General features: G+C 64.9%; 14 protein-coding genes. 9 read left to right on the plus strand and 5 right to left on the minus strand.

Going from position 1 to position 14,124, the window contains the following annotated elements; genetic code table 11:
- Positions 1 to 17: 17 nt before the first annotated feature.
- Together B2828_RS08890 and B2828_RS08895 are read right to left on the minus strand one after the other, a co-directional pair.
- On the minus strand, positions 18 to 740 hold the full coding sequence (locus tag B2828_RS08890; RefSeq protein WP_479633369.1) for a tetratricopeptide repeat protein: 723 nt from the start codon (positions 738 to 740) through the stop codon (positions 18 to 20).
- Positions 737 to 1,477, minus strand: a complete 741-nt coding sequence (locus tag B2828_RS08895) for a polyphosphate kinase 2 family protein (protein WP_479633370.1) — start codon at positions 1,475 to 1,477, stop codon at positions 737 to 739. Before B2828_RS08895 ends, B2828_RS08890 begins: the two co-directional genes overlap by 4 nt.
- A gap of 296 nt (positions 1,478 to 1,773) precedes the next feature.
- Here B2828_RS08895 and B2828_RS08900 point away from each other — a divergent pair, with 296 nt between their 5' ends.
- Positions 1,774 to 2,802, plus strand: coding sequence for a DUF2278 family protein (locus B2828_RS08900; protein ID WP_479633371.1), 1,029 nt, complete (start codon positions 1,774 to 1,776; stop codon positions 2,800 to 2,802).
- A 282-nt stretch (positions 2,803 to 3,084) separates the two neighbouring features.
- Here B2828_RS08900 and B2828_RS08905 read toward each other — a convergent pair whose 3' ends face one another.
- Positions 3,085 to 3,423: a histidine triad nucleotide-binding protein gene (locus tag B2828_RS08905; RefSeq protein WP_479633372.1), complete on the minus strand. Its 339-nt coding sequence runs from the start codon at positions 3,421 to 3,423 to the stop codon at positions 3,085 to 3,087.
- A gap of 99 nt (positions 3,424 to 3,522) precedes the next feature.
- Here B2828_RS08905 and B2828_RS08910 point away from each other — a divergent pair, with 99 nt between their 5' ends.
- The 8 genes from B2828_RS08910 to B2828_RS08945 are packed head-to-tail and all read left to right on the plus strand — an operon-like array spanning position 3,523 to position 10,809.
- Positions 3,523 to 4,326, plus strand: coding sequence for an MlaE family ABC transporter permease (locus B2828_RS08910; RefSeq protein WP_479633373.1), 804 nt, complete (start codon positions 3,523 to 3,525; stop codon positions 4,324 to 4,326).
- Positions 4,323 to 5,084, plus strand: coding sequence for an ABC transporter ATP-binding protein (locus B2828_RS08915; RefSeq protein WP_479633374.1), 762 nt, complete (start codon positions 4,323 to 4,325; stop codon positions 5,082 to 5,084). Before B2828_RS08910 ends, B2828_RS08915 begins: the two co-directional genes overlap by 4 nt.
- A 24-nt stretch (positions 5,085 to 5,108) precedes the next feature.
- Complete coding sequence (locus B2828_RS08920; protein WP_479633375.1) at positions 5,109 to 6,086, plus strand: MlaD family protein; 978 nt, start codon at positions 5,109 to 5,111, stop codon at positions 6,084 to 6,086.
- Complete coding sequence (locus tag B2828_RS08925) at positions 6,083 to 6,652, plus strand: Maf family protein (RefSeq protein WP_479633376.1); 570 nt, start codon at positions 6,083 to 6,085, stop codon at positions 6,650 to 6,652. Before B2828_RS08920 ends, B2828_RS08925 begins: the two co-directional genes overlap by 4 nt.
- Positions 6,653 to 6,707: 55 nt before the next feature.
- Positions 6,708 to 7,760 (plus strand): cobalt transporter CbiM, encoded by a 1,053-nt coding sequence (cbiM, locus tag B2828_RS08930; RefSeq protein WP_479633377.1) that lies wholly within the window; start codon positions 6,708 to 6,710, stop codon positions 7,758 to 7,760.
- A gap of 1 nt (position 7,761) precedes the next feature.
- Positions 7,762 to 8,553: a cobalt ECF transporter T component CbiQ gene (gene cbiQ / locus B2828_RS08935; RefSeq protein WP_479633378.1), complete on the plus strand. Its 792-nt coding sequence runs from the start codon at positions 7,762 to 7,764 to the stop codon at positions 8,551 to 8,553.
- Positions 8,550 to 9,338, plus strand: a complete 789-nt coding sequence (locus tag B2828_RS08940; RefSeq protein WP_479633379.1) for an energy-coupling factor ABC transporter ATP-binding protein — start codon at positions 8,550 to 8,552, stop codon at positions 9,336 to 9,338. The genes cbiQ and B2828_RS08940 overlap by 4 nt, the downstream gene beginning before the upstream one ends.
- 13 nt (positions 9,339 to 9,351) lie before the next feature.
- On the plus strand, positions 9,352 to 10,809 hold the full coding sequence (locus B2828_RS08945) for a glycoside hydrolase family 5 protein (RefSeq protein WP_479633380.1): 1,458 nt from the start codon (positions 9,352 to 9,354) through the stop codon (positions 10,807 to 10,809).
- A 9-nt stretch (positions 10,810 to 10,818) separates the two neighbouring features.
- On the opposite strand, the gene B2828_RS08950 is transcribed toward B2828_RS08945, so the two are convergent.
- Together B2828_RS08950 and B2828_RS08955 are read right to left on the minus strand one after the other, a co-directional pair.
- Positions 10,819 to 11,835, minus strand: coding sequence for a hydroxyacid dehydrogenase (locus tag B2828_RS08950; RefSeq protein WP_479633381.1), 1,017 nt, complete (start codon positions 11,833 to 11,835; stop codon positions 10,819 to 10,821).
- Positions 11,836 to 11,847: 12 nt separating this feature from the next.
- Positions 11,848 to 14,025: a glycoside hydrolase family 3 N-terminal domain-containing protein gene (locus B2828_RS08955; protein ID WP_479633382.1), complete on the minus strand. Its 2,178-nt coding sequence runs from the start codon at positions 14,023 to 14,025 to the stop codon at positions 11,848 to 11,850.
- Positions 14,026 to 14,124 lie beyond the last annotated feature (99 nt).

The following is a 14,124-nucleotide window of genomic DNA, read 5'->3' on the forward strand; positions in this document are numbered from 1 at the left end:
GAAATATTTTTGCCACGCTACGGCACCATCAGCACCATGCCGGGCTTGAGCTTGGCGGTGCCGTCCATGGGCTCGAAGTTGGCGTCCTGGATGTTCTTCCACTTGGCGGAGTTGTTGTAGAATTTCCGCGCGATGGAGGCCAGGGTGTCGCCGGGGCCGACGGTGTAGGTGCGCACGCCTTCGCGCAGAGGCTTCTGGGTCTGCTCCGGCTTGGGCCCGCCCGCTTTGCCGAGGGCTTTGTATGCTTCGCTGCGCGCTTTAACGGCGGCTTCGAGGTCGCCCTTGAGCTGGACGATTTTCTTCTGCATCTCCAGGTTGGCGTTTTTCAGCCGCTTGGCGTCCTCCTGCGAAACAGTGGCCCCGTTGCCGAGGGCCGCGCCGAGCTTCATCTGGTCTTCTTTGAGGAAGCGCTGGGCGTCTTTGGCATGAGGGCCGCCGGGCGAGAGGGCCAGGTAGCGCTGGAAGTGGTGGATGGCTCCGACGGGGTCTTTGAGCTGCTCCTCGTAGATAATGCCGAGCTTGAAATGGATTTCCGCCGTTTTGGGCGTGCCGTCCAGGGCCGACTCGTAGAGCGGGATGGCTTCGCCGAACTGGCCGCTTGCCGCTTTCTGGTCGGCCTGGACGGCGCTGCGCTCGGCGCGGTCCTGGAAGGCCTGGTCGCAGCCGGTGAGGGCGACGGCAAGGCCAAGGGCGGCGGCAAGGACCGGGATGAAGGTGAGGGTCCGGGGGGGGCGGCTCATTTTCCGAGGAGTTTCTCGACCTGCTCGGTGACGATTTTCACCATGCGCAGGCGGGCGTACCATTTGTAATTAGCGGGAATGACGTACCAGGGGGCGGCGGCGGTGGAGGTGCGCTCGAACATCTCTTCGGCGGCTTTGTTGTGCTGATCCCAGTTGCGCCGGTTGCGCCAGTCTTCTTCGGTGATTTTCCAGTGTTTGTACGGGTCGGCCTGGCGGCGGTTAAAGCGCACAAGCTGCTCGTCTTTGTCGATGTGGAGGTAAAATTTGAGGATGAGGGTGCCGTCGTCGGTGAGCACGTTCTCGAATTCGTTGATCTCCCGGTAGGCGCGCTTCCATTCGGCCTCGGAGGCGAATCCTTCGACGCGCTCCACCAGCACGCGGCCGTACCACGAGCGGTCGAAGATGGCCATCTGGCCGTAGGCGGGCAGTTTGTTCCAAAAGCGCCACATATAGTGGTGCAGGTACTCCTCGGCGGTCGGCTTGATGACGGAGTAGACTTTGAGGAGCCGAGGATCGAGCCGCTCGACGAGGCGCTTGATGGCCCCGCCCTTGCCCGCGGCGTCGGGCCCCTCGACGACGACGATGACGTTGTTGGTCTTGGACTCGGCCAGCTGGCGCTGGAGGCTCAGGAGCTTGAGTTCCTGCTCTTTGAGTTTGCGGCGGTAGTCTTGCTCGGAGATCTGTTTGTGCTGCAATTCGGCAAGTTGAACGCGGCTTTTTTTGGCGGAGGACGGCATCGGCCCCCATATGAGCATTACCTGGAAGAAATTTCCAGTAAAAGGAAGGGGAGGAAGGGCCGCACTCCTTGCGGTTCCTTCCTCCCCCTGACTTCCATTGTCTTTAAAGGCGCCAGTCTCTCCGGGCGTGTCCATCGCCCGGTGTCGAGTCCATGACCGAAACTGTCGACGGGGGTAAGTTGATCAGAAAATGAAACCGCTGCCTATCGGGGCAACCCCCCGATATTAATGCAGGTTTAACCCATAGCGCACTTGATTCGAGGGGGTTCCATGTGGGAAGTTCAGGGCATTCCCCGATGCCGCTCAAATCCTACGCCGTTCTGAAGGGCCGTCCCTGGGCAACGCGTTCTTCTCAGGAGAACCACCCGCATTTCCAGCTCCAGGTCGACGCCGAGGGGGTCTTCTACCGGGCTGCGATCAATGTGCGCTCGATGCTGGAGCCCTCGGAGATGGAGTACTTGATCAAGCTGCGCTTTGGCCACCCGATCACCTCGGCGCTGCACCGCATTTCCCCGGGGCTGCACCAGATCGAATCGCGGCCGGGCGGGCTGGCGCTTGATTACATCCGGCTCAATTTATTTCCCCGCGATCAGTTCATGAAGCTGCCCTCCTCGGCGCAAAGGGGGGGCGTGGATTTGAACGAGGTGCTGGAGGGGATTTTCGCCGGGGCGATGGATGACCCGGGCTGCTGGGTCTACGTGTTTGGCGAGCCGTGGGAGGCGGACGCGAGCGACCGCATTTTCAAGTTCCACCCCTCGCGCGGGCTGCACGACGTCCATATGAACCAGGGCAACGACCCGTGCCACCTGGAGCAGGACGGGCCCTGGCAGGATGGGGCCGTCTTGATCGAGCATCCCCGGCAGCAGCGCTGGACGGGCATTTTCCTAAAGTTTCAGTCGCAATCCTGGCGTACCGCCTCCGCGAGCGGCCACGCGCTGCCCGCCCCGGCGGTCCCGGACGAACCGGCCCCGGTGGGCTGCGGCGAACGAAGCTCGCGCGCCGAGGAATGCACGGTGCGCATCGCGGCCTTGATGGTCAACCCGGCCCCGAACCAGCCCGCGCGGCAATCGGCCACGCTGCTCAACATCAGCCCGAAGACCATCGACCTGGCGGGCTGGCGGCTGATGGGCGAGAACAAGATGCGCTGGCCGCTCCAGGGGCGCCTCACGCCGGGGGAAGCCAAGGAGTTTCAGCTCGATAGCGGGATGGAGCTGCCGCAGCACGGCGGCATCCTGACCCTGGTAAACCGCGACGGTCTGAAAGTCCACGGCGTCTACTTCACCGCCGACCAGGCCGCGAAACAGGGCTGGCGGATCGCGTTTTAAGAAGAAGACAGGGGAGTTATCCGCAGGTTTTCGCAGATTATACCTGTGTAAATCTGCGTTTCTCTTCTTTCCCGAAAAAATCCTTGAGACAAGGTACTAGCCTCCCCTAAGCCGAAAATAGGTGCCCTATAAAAAAGGCAGGGGGCTCACGCAAAGACGCAAAGGCGCAAAGAGTCCTGCCTTTCTTTGCGCCTTTGCGCCTTTGCGTGAGTATCAATATCCCCCTCTTTTTTCATGCCGCGTGGAGCCCCCCTCTGCGGGGCATGGGGATCTGTCTTCTTCCTAGCCCGGAGGCCAACCCAAGGCCCGGCCGCCGAGTAGGTGGATGTGCAGATGAGGAACCGTCTCCCCGGCGTCTTTGCCGTGGTTGATGACCAGGCGGTAGCCCCCTTCGAACACCCCCAGCTGGCGGGCGATCTTGGGCGTCGCCACGAGCATTTTGCCCAGCAGCTCGGCGTCGCCCGGCTGGCTGCCGCTGATCCCCGGGATGGCCCGCTTGGGAACGATCAGCACATGCACGGGAGCCTGCGGAGTGATGTCCTTGAAGGCGAAAAAATCCTCCTCCTCGTAAACAATGTCCGCCGGAATCTCGCGCGCGGCTATTTTTTCAAAGATAGTCATAGGAAAGGGGCAAGCGTACACCCGCCTCCCGGGGGAACAGAAGGCAAAAGGCCCGGCCAAATTTGCCGGGATCACTGGACGGGGCGGTTTTCGCGGCTTATGATGCCCGGCTTCATGCTCCTGTCGCGTTTCATCGGATCCACTCTCCTCGCGCTTTTGGGCTACCTGGGCGAACTGATGTTCCTGGTGCTCGAAACCGCGCGCTCCCTTGTGACCACGCCCATCCGCTGGAAGCTCGTCCTGGCCCAGGTGATGGAGGTGGGCTACCGCTCGCAGCTGGTCGTCATCGTCACCGGGGCCTTCACCGGAATGGTCTTCGCCGCCCAGACGTATTTCCAATTTCACCGCCTCTCGATGGAAACCGCCGTCGGCGCGGTCGTCTCCGTCTCGATGTTCCGCGAACTCGGCCCCGTGCTCACGGGCCTGATGGTGGCAGGTCGGGTGGGGGCGGCGATGTCGGCTGAGATCGGCACGATGAAAGTGACCGAACAGGTCGATGCCCTGCGCTCCCTGGGCGTTCACCCGGTGGATTACCTCGTGGTGCCCCGGATGGTGGCGCTCATGATTTCCATGCCCATTCTCGTAGCCGAATGCGTCTGGATCGGCATTCAGGCGGGGCAATTCGTCGCCGTCCACATGATGGGCGTGGCGGAGGTCTATTACGTCAATTACATGGAGAAATTCACGGCCTTGCGCGACCTGGAGATCACGCTGACCAAGGGCTTCGTCTTCGGCATCATGATCGTCTTTATCGCCTGCAACGAGGGCCTCAAATCCAAGGAAGGGGCCGTCGGCGTCGGTTACGCGACCACGCAATCCGTCGTGATCGGTTCGCTGGCCATCCTGATCGCGAACTTTTTCCTCACGATGATCCTCAACGTTTTCTTCCCCGCCGGAGTATGACGACGACCGCCCAACAAAGCATGCTTTCCGTGGTGGGGCTGACCAAGACGATCGGCACCCAGAAGATCCTGCGCGGCGTGGACCTGGAGGTCTCCGAAGGCGAGACGCTGGTCATCCTGGGCCGCTCCGGCAGCGGCAAGAGCGTCTTTTTAAAGCACTTGATCGGCCTCATGACGCCCACCTCGGGCCAGGTCTTTATCGAAGGCCGCCAGATCGTGGGCTTGAAGGAGCGCGAGCTGCTGCCGATCCGCAAGACCATCGGCATGATGTTCCAGGGCTGTGCCCTCTTTGACGCCATGACGGTCGCAGAGAACGTCGCCTTCCCCCTGCGCGAAGCCGGGGAGCGCGATCCGAAAATCATCCGCGACAAAGTGGCCGAGGCGCTGGAATCAGTGGACTTGACCGGCCACGAGGAGAAGCTCCCGGTGAACCTCTCCGGCGGCATGAAAAAGCGCGTGGCCCTCGCCCGCGTCATCATCACCCACCCGAACTGCGTGCTTTACGATGAGCCGACGGCGGGGCTGGACCCGGTGGTATCGGACTCGATCAACCATCTCATCCGCCGCATGCAGAAGCGCTTCGGCATTACGTCCGTGGTCGTCACGCACGACATGAAGTGCGCGGGCCACGTGGCCGACCGCGTGGCGTTCCTGCACGAGGGGGCCATCTACTTTCACGGGGCCTACTGCGAGCTTGTCGCCTCGCCCGACCCGCTCATCCAGGACTTCATCGAGGGCCGCTCCGGCGACTCGGATTAACTAAAATTTCCCACTCTCATTCCCATGGCAAACGATCAAAAAAGTCTCGAAACCAAGGTCGGCCTCTTTGTGCTGATCGGCTTGGTCATCATCGGCGCGATGGCCGTTCAGTTTGGCCGCGTCGGGCAAGGCCTTTCCGACACCTACGAAATCACCGTCGAGTTCCCCAACGCCAGCGGGCTCGTCAAAAACGCCGACGTGCAGCTCTCCGGCGCGCGCATCGGCGTGGTGGCCGACGCGCCCAAGGCCATGCCCGGGCAGATCGGTATCATCCCGGTGAAGCTGAAAATCCGCAGCGACATCCGCCTCCCCAAGGGCTCCTTTTTCATGATCGGAAAATCCGGCTTGATGGGCGACACCTCGGTCATGGTGGGCCTGCCCACGGGGTTTGATTACGAGAAATTTGAACCGAAGGACGACAATGTGATCGCGGCAGGCTCGAAAGTGCGCGGAACCCCGGTAACGGACTTCAACGAACTGGCAAGCCAGGGCGAAAAGAACATGAAAAAGCTCGGCGTGGCGCTGGATGAAATCACCGACGTCCTCTCGCAGGTGCGCAACGGCGCGCTCAACGACGAGAACATGAAGAATCTGCAATCCTCCTTCGCGAACATCAAAACCACCAGCGACAACCTGGCCCAAGCCTCGACCAAAATCGACGGCGTGATCGGCGGAGCCCTCTCGGCGGTTGACAGCGCAAAGGAGACGTTCTCCGAGGCGAAGGCGGCCATGGTGACCATCAACGGGGCCGCCACCGATGTGCGCGGGGTCGTGACCGACGTGCGCGGCATCGTCAAGGTGGGCCAGGGCGTGCTCAACCAAGCGCAGAACGGCCACGGGGCGATCCCGATGCTGCTCGGCAACGGCCAGGTGGCCGACGATCTGCGCGCAGTCATCTACAACATCCGCCGCCACGGGGTGCTCTTCTACCGCGACAGCGCTCCGACGCCCGTCCCCGCCAGCGCGGCGGCCTCTTCAGCGGCTTCCAGGAAGACCCGATGAACCTTGTCTTAGCCTCCGCCTCGCCCCGCCGCCGCCAGCTTCTCAGCGAATTCGGCTATTGCTTCCGCGTGGAGCCAGCCGATGTCGATGAGATCATGCCGCCGGACCTGAACGTGGCCGAGATCACGCTTTTTAACGCCCAGCAAAAGGCGCTCCATATTTCGAAAAAGAACCCATCGGAAATCGTCGTGGGCGTGGACACGCTCGTGGCGCTCGACGGGGCCAGCCTTGGCAAACCGGCTGACATGGAGGCCGCCTTTGAGATGATTTCGCGCCTCAACGGGCGCATCCACGAGGTCTACACCGCCGTCTGGGCCGAGCGCGCCACCCCGGCCACCAGCCGCGCGCTGGTGGAGATTAGCCGGGTGAAGTTCCGCACGCTCGACGATGCGGGCCTGCGCCGCTACCTGGCGCGGATCAACCCGCTCGACAAAGCGGGCGCCTACGCGGCCCAGGACGACAGCGACGAGAGCATCGTGGAGTCCATCGAGGGCTCGCGCACGAACGTCATCGGCCTGCCGATGGAGGCCTTCGAGCGAATGCTGCGGGAATTTCCGAAGGCGTAAGGGCCCCAGCGATTTTCTTTTCCCCCGGCGCTCGCTTCCTGATAAAACTCGCTCCATGCATATCCCCGACGGATATTTGAGCCCCTCGACTTGCGCCGTCATGACGGCGGTGAGCCTGCCCTTCTGGGCGGTGGGCCTCAGGCGCGTGAAGGCGGCCTTTAGCGCCCGGCTGGCCCCGCTGATCTCGGTCTGCGCGGCGTTTTCTTTCGTGGTGATGATGTTCAATCTCCCGCTGCCAGGGGGGACGACGGGCCATGCGGTCGGCGTGGCCGTGGCGGCCATCGTGCTGGGGCCATGGGCCTCGATGCTGGCCATTTCCGTGGCGCTTTTAATCCAAGCGGTCTTTTTCGGCGACGGCGGGATCACGGCCTTCGGGGCGAACTGTTTTAACATGGCCATCGCGGGGTCGTTCGTGGCCGACGCGGTTTACCGGGCCATCGCGGGCGCGGCTCCGCTCGGATCGCGGCGACGCGTGGTGGCCGCAGGGCTCGCGGGCTACGTGGCGCTCAACGCAGCGGCGCTGCTGGCGGGGATCGAGTTTGGCCTTCAGCCGATGCTGTTCCACGACGCCTCGGGCGCGCCGCTCTACTGCCCCTACCCGCTCGGGATCGCCGTTCCCGCGATGATGCTGGGGCACCTGGCTTTTGCAGGGGTGGCCGAGGGCATTCTCGCGGCGGGCGTGGTGGCCTGGCTCCAGCAGAACGAACCTTCGCTTTTTGAAATTCACGCGGCGGCGGGCCGTGGCCGCGCGCAGCGCATCGGCTGGGCGGTCGTTCTGGCGCTGGTTTTCGCCGCGCCGCTGGGGCTCATCGCCACCGGGACGGCCTGGGGCGAATGGGCGGTGGAGGATTTCAGCAAACCCGAGGCGCGCGCCGCCGTGGCTGCCGCGTCCGGCAACGTCGAGCCGCCTGCGGAGGCCCCGGGTGGCATGGCCCGCCTGGCCGAGCTCTGGAAAGCGCCGCTGCCGGACTACGCCCCCGCTTTTCTCCACAACGCCGCCGCCGGTTACATCCTTTCCGCCGGAGCGGGGGTGGCCCTTACGGGAGCCGCCGCGCTCGGGCTGCAATGGCTCGCTCGCGGGGCACGCCGCCGGAACCCGGTCGGGTAATATGCGCCGTGATTTTCTGGAAAAAACGCTGCGCAACCTCGGCGATGCCCTGGATGAGGCGGGGCGAGCGGAGAGCTCGGGGCCGTTACGACGGCTCGATCCGCGCGTGAAGCTGGCCGGTTTTTTCGGGCTGATCCTGGCTGCGGCCAGTTCGCGCCATTTGCCGGTAACGCTTGGGCTCTGGGGCCTCGGGGCGACGCTGGCGGCGGTCTCGGGCCCCGGCGCGTGGCGGGCGATTCTGCGGCTCTGGGCGGGCGTGGGCCTGCTGACAGGGGCGGTGGCCCTCCCTGCGCTTTTCCTGACGCCCGGGCCCGCGCTCGACTGGGGCGTGACGCAGACCGGCTTGCAAAGCGCCCTCACGCTGCTCGTGCGTGTGGAGACGACGGCCACGTTCGCCTCGCTCATCGCGCTGACTACCCCGTGGCCCGCGCTCCTCAAGGCACTGCGGCACTTTCACGTTCCGGCGCTGGCGGTGGTGATCTTCGCCATGGCGACGCGGTTTATTTTCGTGTTGCTCGGCATCGCGCGGGACGCCTTCGAAGCCCGGCGCGCCCGGCACGTGGGCCACCTTCCCGGGAAGCTCCGGCGGCAGATGGCGGCCTCGGGGGCGGCGATGTTACTGGGTAAGAGCATCCAGCTCAGCGGCGAGGTCTACGACGCCATGCGGGCGCGCGGCTTCCGGGGCGAGGCGGTAACGCTCGACGAATTCCGCTGTTCCCGCGCCGACTGGGCCGCCGCTGGGCTCTTTCTAGCGCTCACCGGAGCGGCCTTGGAATGGGGGTGCTGGCGATGACGCCTGTTTTCGAACTCGAAGGGGTCGGCTTCCGCTACCCGAACGCCCCGGCGCTCGACGGCGTGAGCTTTTCCATCGCGCCAGGTCAATGCGTGGCGCTCCTGGGCGCGAACGGCTCGGGCAAATCGACGCTGCTGCGGCTGCTCGCGGGGCTGGCCTTCGCGCAGGCGGGCCACGTGCGCTTCCAGGGCGGCGAGCTGACCGAGGCGGCGCTGGCGGATGACGCCGGGGGCCTGGAATTCCGGCGGCGGGTGGGCGTGGTGTTCCAGAACCCGGACGCGCAGCTTTTTAACGCCACGGTGTTTGACGAAGTGGCATTCGGCCCGCTGCAAATGGGCTGGAGCCGCGAGCAAGTGCTCGAACGCACCGGCGAGGCGCTGCGGGCGCTCGATATCGAAGCCCTGCGCGAGCGCCCGCCCTACCGGCTCTCCGGCGGCGAGAAAAAGCGGGTCGCGCTGGCCTCGGTGCTGGTGCTCGACCCGGAGGTGCTGATCCTCGACGAACCGACCGCTGCGCTCGACCCGCAGAGCCAGGCCCGGGTGATTGATTTTCTCTTCGAGCGCCTCGGCGAACGCACCGTCATTATCGCCACGCACAGCCTGGAGGTGGCCCGGGAAATCGCCGACACCTGCGCGGTGCTTTCGGGCGGGCAGCTGGCCGCGCACGGCCCGGCAGAGGGCATTCTTTCCGACGAAGCGCTGCTGCGAAGCACCCATCTTTTGCACGTCCACCGCCACCGGCACGGACCGGGGAGCGCCCACTCGCACCCGCACCAGCATTCCTGATTTTTTTCCAAACATGAAACGCATCCCCCTCCTCGCGGTCCTGCTGGCCCTCTCCATTGGCGCTCCCTTGGCACACGCGGCCCCGACGCCGCTGCCCGAGGCCACCGCCGCGCATCTTCCCCGCTGGCGAGGCTTTAACCTGACGGAGAAATTCATCCAGGGGCAGAACAACCGCCCCTTCGCCGAGGAGGACTTCCAGATCATCTCCGAGCTGGGCTTCAACTTCGCCCGGCTGCCAATGGATTACCGGCTCTGGATCAAAGACAAGGACTGGAAGCAGATCGACGAGGCGGCCTTTGCCGATATCGACCAGGCCATTGCCTACGGCGAAAAATACGGCGTCCACATCTGCCTCAACTTCCACCGGGCCCCGGGCTACACTGTGGCCAAGCCGTCGGAGCCGCGCAATCTCTGGACCGACCCGGAGGCGCAGGCAGTTTGCGCGCAGCATTGGGCTTACTTCGCCCGGCGCTACAAAGGCATCCCCAGCCGCCGCCTGAGCTTCGATTTAATGAACGAGCCGGGGCAAATTCCCCCCGAAACCTACCGGGCCGTGGTGCAAAAGCTCGCGGAGGCCATCCACCGCGAGGACCCGCAGCGGCTCGTCATCGCCGACGGCCTGCGCTGGGGCCGGGACCCGGTTCCCGAGCTGGCGGATCTCGGCGTGGCCCAAGCGACGCGCGGGTATGAGCCGATGGCCATCAGCCACTACCGTGCAAACTGGATGCAGGGCAACCCGGACGGCGCGCCGCCCCTCTGGCCCATGCCGAAGGCCTCCTCGGTAGTCAAGCAGGGCTACCCGCCGAAGGAGCCGCCGCGGGATCTCATTATCGAAGGCCCCTTTCCCGCCGCTACGGCGCTGCGGGTTGACGTCACCAGGGTCCAGCCGCCATGCGAACTCGTCCTCGAAGCCGACGGGAAGCCGCTTCTTACCAAGGCGTGGACGGCCAAGCTGGAAAAGCCGGAGACGCTCGAAGCAGAAATCCCGGCGGGCACGCAAAGCCTCAAGGTCCACGCCAACACCGGCTGGGCCCTGGCCAGCGTCATCGGGCTGCGGCCCGACACCGGTAGTACTGAATACCGGATCGGGCTGGGAGAGGACTGGAAAACCCATACGGTGCCGGTCCGGTTCGACCCGGCCGATCCCGCGCAACCTTTCAAAGCCGCCGCTTCCTTCGACCGCGCCTGGCTGCAAACGGAGGGCGTCGCCCCCTGGAAAGCGCTCGAAGCGCGGGGCGTGGGGGTGTTCGTGGGCGAGTTCGGCGTCTATAACAAGACACCCCACCCGGTAGCTCTGGCTCTTATGGAGGATTACCTCAGCATCTGGCGCGACGCCGGTTGGGGCTGGGCGCTCTGGAACCTCTACGGAACCTTCGGCATCCTCGACAGCCAACGCGCCGACGTGCGCTACGAACCCTACAAGGGCCATAAGCTCGACCGCAAAATGCTGGAGCTTCTGCAGAAGTATTAGTACCTGGTATTACGACATACGCTCCAGCATCTCCAGGCTCACGACGTAGCGCAGTGGGCGGCCGCTCGTCCAGGCGTCGAATTCCTCCAGGCAGTAGTCGGCCATGCGCACCGTCTCGTCATTGGCGGAACCAGCGATGTGAGTGGTCAGGTGGACGTTGGGCAGCGTGAAGAAGGGCGAATCCTCCACGGGCGGCTCGGGCCAGGCGACGTCGAGCAGCGCCGTGAGGTCGGGCCGGGCCCGAAGCACTTCGATGAGCCCCGGTTCGTCCACCGTGGCGCCGCGCCCGGTGTTGATGAACGTGGCCGAGGGACGCATTTTGGCAAAAAGGCCGCCGTGGAGCATTTTGCGGGTCTCGGGGGTGTTGGCGAGGTGATTACTGACAACGAACCCCTGCTCGAACGCCTCTTCGAGGGAAACTTTGGTGACGCCGAGCTCCGCCGCGCGAGCTTCGCCGAGGAAGGGGTCGAACACGACGATGCGCAGGTGGTAGGGCTTGAGATACTCAATCACCCTGCGTCCGATGGCCCCCGCTCCGAGCAGCGCCACGGTCCCGCCGTAGTTGCCGGGCCCCTGAAAGCCCCCGGCCTCCATGTAGGAAGGGCTGGTGTACTCCCGCGCGTTGCGGAAGTAGCCCTTCATGGCCAGGACGACCTGCGCTGAGGTGAACTCGGCGACGGGAATGGCATTGGCCTGCCAGGCGCTGACGACGGTGATGCCCCGCTCCAGGAATGGCCGGGCGAACTTCTTCACGGTGCCCGCCGCGTAGAATACCGCCTTGAGCGAGGGCAACAGGTCGAGCTGCTCCGACTGCAACGCGGGCATGAGCCAGGAGGTAAAGATCGCCTCCAGGTCCCGCAGATGCGGGGCGTGCTCGTGGAAGTTCTCCAGGTCGATGACGTGGGGGTAGAGGTCGGTGCGCTCGGCGATCTGGGCGCGGCGGCCCCGGGCGTATACCTCGTCGATGATCTTATTCCTGCCGAAGAAGGCCGTCTTGATTTTCTTGGGATGTGGGGCGTTTTCCATGGGAAGCATCGCTCAATCGCGAGCCAGTTCGGTAGTGGCCGCCAGCAGGTCGGCCCGGCGGGAGGAGCCGCCGACAAGAATTTCAAACCGGCCCGGCTCGACGACGCGCTCTCCGGCGGCGTTGACGAGGGAGAAGGCCTCGAAGGGCAGGGAGAACGGGACAGTCCCGGTTTCGCCCGGCGCGAGCGAGATCCGCCGAAAGGCTTTGAGCTGCCGATCGACCCACGTAACGGAGGTGACTTCGTCGGAAACGTAGACCTGCACGATTTCGTCCCCGGCGCACTTGCCGGTGTTGGTGACGTCCACTTCAACTTCCACGGGCTGCCCCGGGCTCATCTTTGGGGTGAGCACGCGGAGGTTGGCGTAGCTGAAGGTGGTGTAGCCGAGGCCGAACCCGAAGGCGAAAAGGGGCTCCTGGGTGAGGTCGGCGTAGCGGTAGCCGTGCTGTCCGCGCACCTGGCTGTAGAAAACCGGCTGCTGGCCGACGTGGTAGGGGAAGGAGACGCAGAGCTTGCCGGACGGGTTGACCTTACCCCAGAGGATCTCGGCAACGGCGGTGCCGCCTTCCATGCCGGGGTTGAAGGCTTCCAGAATAGCGGCGGCGTTCTGGACGGAGCGGGGCAGGACGAGCGGTTTGCTGTTGATGAGAACGACGATGAGCGGCTTGCCGGTGGCGGCCAGGAGCTCCAGCAGTTCCAACTGCGCCCCCTGGAGCTCCAGGGTGGCGGTGGAAAGCGTTTCGCCGATGAAGGGGAGGCTGTCGCCCACGACCACGACGGCCAGATCGCTGCGGGCGGCGAGCTCCACGGCCTCGGCGATGGCGTCGGTCTCGGCGGTGACGCCGGAGCAGCCGGGGGCGTAGGCCACTTCGCACCCCTCGGGCGCGGTGCGGCGCAGGCCGTCCAGGATGGTGACGGTGTTTTCGCGCGGCTGTTTGCCCGCTTCGGACGGGTACTGGGAGGCGCCCAGGGACCAGTCGCCGAGCTGGTCGAGGTCGTTGTCGGCGTTGGGGCCGATGACGGCGATTTTCCGGAGGGCTCCGCCGGGGGCGAGCGGCAGGAGGCCGTCGTTTTTCAGGAGCACGATGGAGCGGCGCGCGGCCTCCAGGCAGACGGCGCGGTGGGCCGGGCTGTTCTGGATCTCAGCAGCGAGGGCCAGGTCGGAGCGGCGCGGGTTTTCAAAGAGGCCCATCCGGAACTTCAAGCCCAGGACGCGGCGGCACGGTTCGTCAATCTCGGCTTCGGTAAGGAGCCCTTCGCGAACGGCTTCGAGCGCCCCTTCGAAGAACTCTGGGGTGGTCATGATGAGGTCGTTGCCGCTCTTGACGGCCACGGCGGCGGCTTCCTTGTAGGTGGCGCAGACGCGCTGCTCGGTGACGAGGCGGCCGACGTTGTTCCAGTCGGTGACGAGGATGCCGGGGAAGCCCCACTCCTCCTTGAGCACGGTGCGCAGCAGCCAGCGGTTGCAGGTGGAGGGGACGCCTTCCATGGACTGGTAGCCGGTCATGAAGGTCTGGCAGCCCTCGCGCGCGGCTTTTTCAAAGGGCGGCAGGAAGTAGGAGCGCAGTTTGCGGGGGGAGATATCGGCCTCGGAGGCATCGCGGCCCCCCTGGGTCTCGGAATACCCGGCGTAGTGCTTGGCGGTGGCGAGGATGCCCTGGGGATCGTCCAGGCCGCTGCCCTGGTAGCCCCGGATCATGGCCGTGGCCAGCTCGCCGATAAGGAAGGGGTCCTCGCCGAAGGTCTCGCCCACGCGGCCCCAGCGCAGATCGCGCGTGAGGCAGAGCACGGGGGAGAAGGTCCAGTGGATGCCGGTGGGAACGACTTCGAGGGCGGTGGCGCGGGCGACTTTTTCCAGCAGCTCCGGGTCCCAGGAGCAGGCCAGGGCCATCTGGGTGGGGAAAATGGTGCTCCCCGGCCAGAAGGAGTGGCCGTGGATGCAGTCCTCGGCGATGAGGATCGGGATGCCGAGGCGGGTGGCGAGGGCCAGGTCGATAACTTCGTCGGATTCCGGCGGGCGGATGTGGAGCATGGAGCCGGGCTCTTTGCCCTCGGCGGTTTGCCGGTCCTGGCCGTTGAGCATGAGCAGCTGACCGACTTTTTCCTCCAGCGTCATGCGCGAAAGGAGGTCGTCGAGGCGTTCCTCGACCGAGAGGCCGGGATTCCGATAGGGAAGCAAAGTTTCAGACATTGGGAGTGATGGGGATGAAAGCCCTCTATCGTGCCCTACACGTGCGGGGTGGAACAAGTTCGCGGTTGCAAAAAAGATTCCGGCTTTGACCCCGGCCTG

It is taken from the genome of Spartobacteria bacterium UBA695, from assembly GCA_002298145.1.
Lineage (GTDB): Bacteria > Verrucomicrobiota > Verrucomicrobiia > Chthoniobacterales > Chthoniobacteraceae > UBA695.

Coding starts and splice junctions, on each gene's coding strand:
- B2828_RS08955 (WP_479633382.1), bottom strand. CDS start 14,025: ATGTCTGAAACTTTGCTTCCCTATCGGAATCCCGGCCTCTCGGTCGAG.
- B2828_RS08950 (WP_479633381.1), bottom strand. CDS start 11,835: ATGGAAAACGCCCCACATCCCAAGAAAATCAAGACGGCCTTCTTCGGC.
- B2828_RS08910 (WP_479633373.1), top strand. CDS start 3,523: ATGATGCCCGGCTTCATGCTCCTGTCGCGTTTCATCGGATCCACTCTC.
- B2828_RS08900 (WP_479633371.1), top strand. CDS start 1,774: ATGCCGCTCAAATCCTACGCCGTTCTGAAGGGCCGTCCCTGGGCAACG.
- B2828_RS08915 (WP_479633374.1), top strand. CDS start 4,323: ATGACGACGACCGCCCAACAAAGCATGCTTTCCGTGGTGGGGCTGACC.
- B2828_RS08905 (WP_479633372.1), bottom strand. CDS start 3,423: ATGACTATCTTTGAAAAAATAGCCGCGCGCGAGATTCCGGCGGACATT.
- B2828_RS08920 (WP_479633375.1), top strand. CDS start 5,109: ATGGCAAACGATCAAAAAAGTCTCGAAACCAAGGTCGGCCTCTTTGTG.
- B2828_RS08940 (WP_479633379.1), top strand. CDS start 8,550: ATGACGCCTGTTTTCGAACTCGAAGGGGTCGGCTTCCGCTACCCGAAC.
- B2828_RS08895 (WP_479633370.1), bottom strand. CDS start 1,477: ATGCCGTCCTCCGCCAAAAAAAGCCGCGTTCAACTTGCCGAATTGCAG.
- B2828_RS08925 (WP_479633376.1), top strand. CDS start 6,083: ATGAACCTTGTCTTAGCCTCCGCCTCGCCCCGCCGCCGCCAGCTTCTC.
- B2828_RS08890 (WP_479633369.1), bottom strand. CDS start 740: ATGAGCCGCCCCCCCCGGACCCTCACCTTCATCCCGGTCCTTGCCGCC.
- cbiM (WP_479633377.1), top strand. CDS start 6,708: ATGCATATCCCCGACGGATATTTGAGCCCCTCGACTTGCGCCGTCATG.
- cbiQ (WP_479633378.1), top strand. CDS start 7,762: ATGCGCCGTGATTTTCTGGAAAAAACGCTGCGCAACCTCGGCGATGCC.
- B2828_RS08945 (WP_479633380.1), top strand. CDS start 9,352: ATGAAACGCATCCCCCTCCTCGCGGTCCTGCTGGCCCTCTCCATTGGC.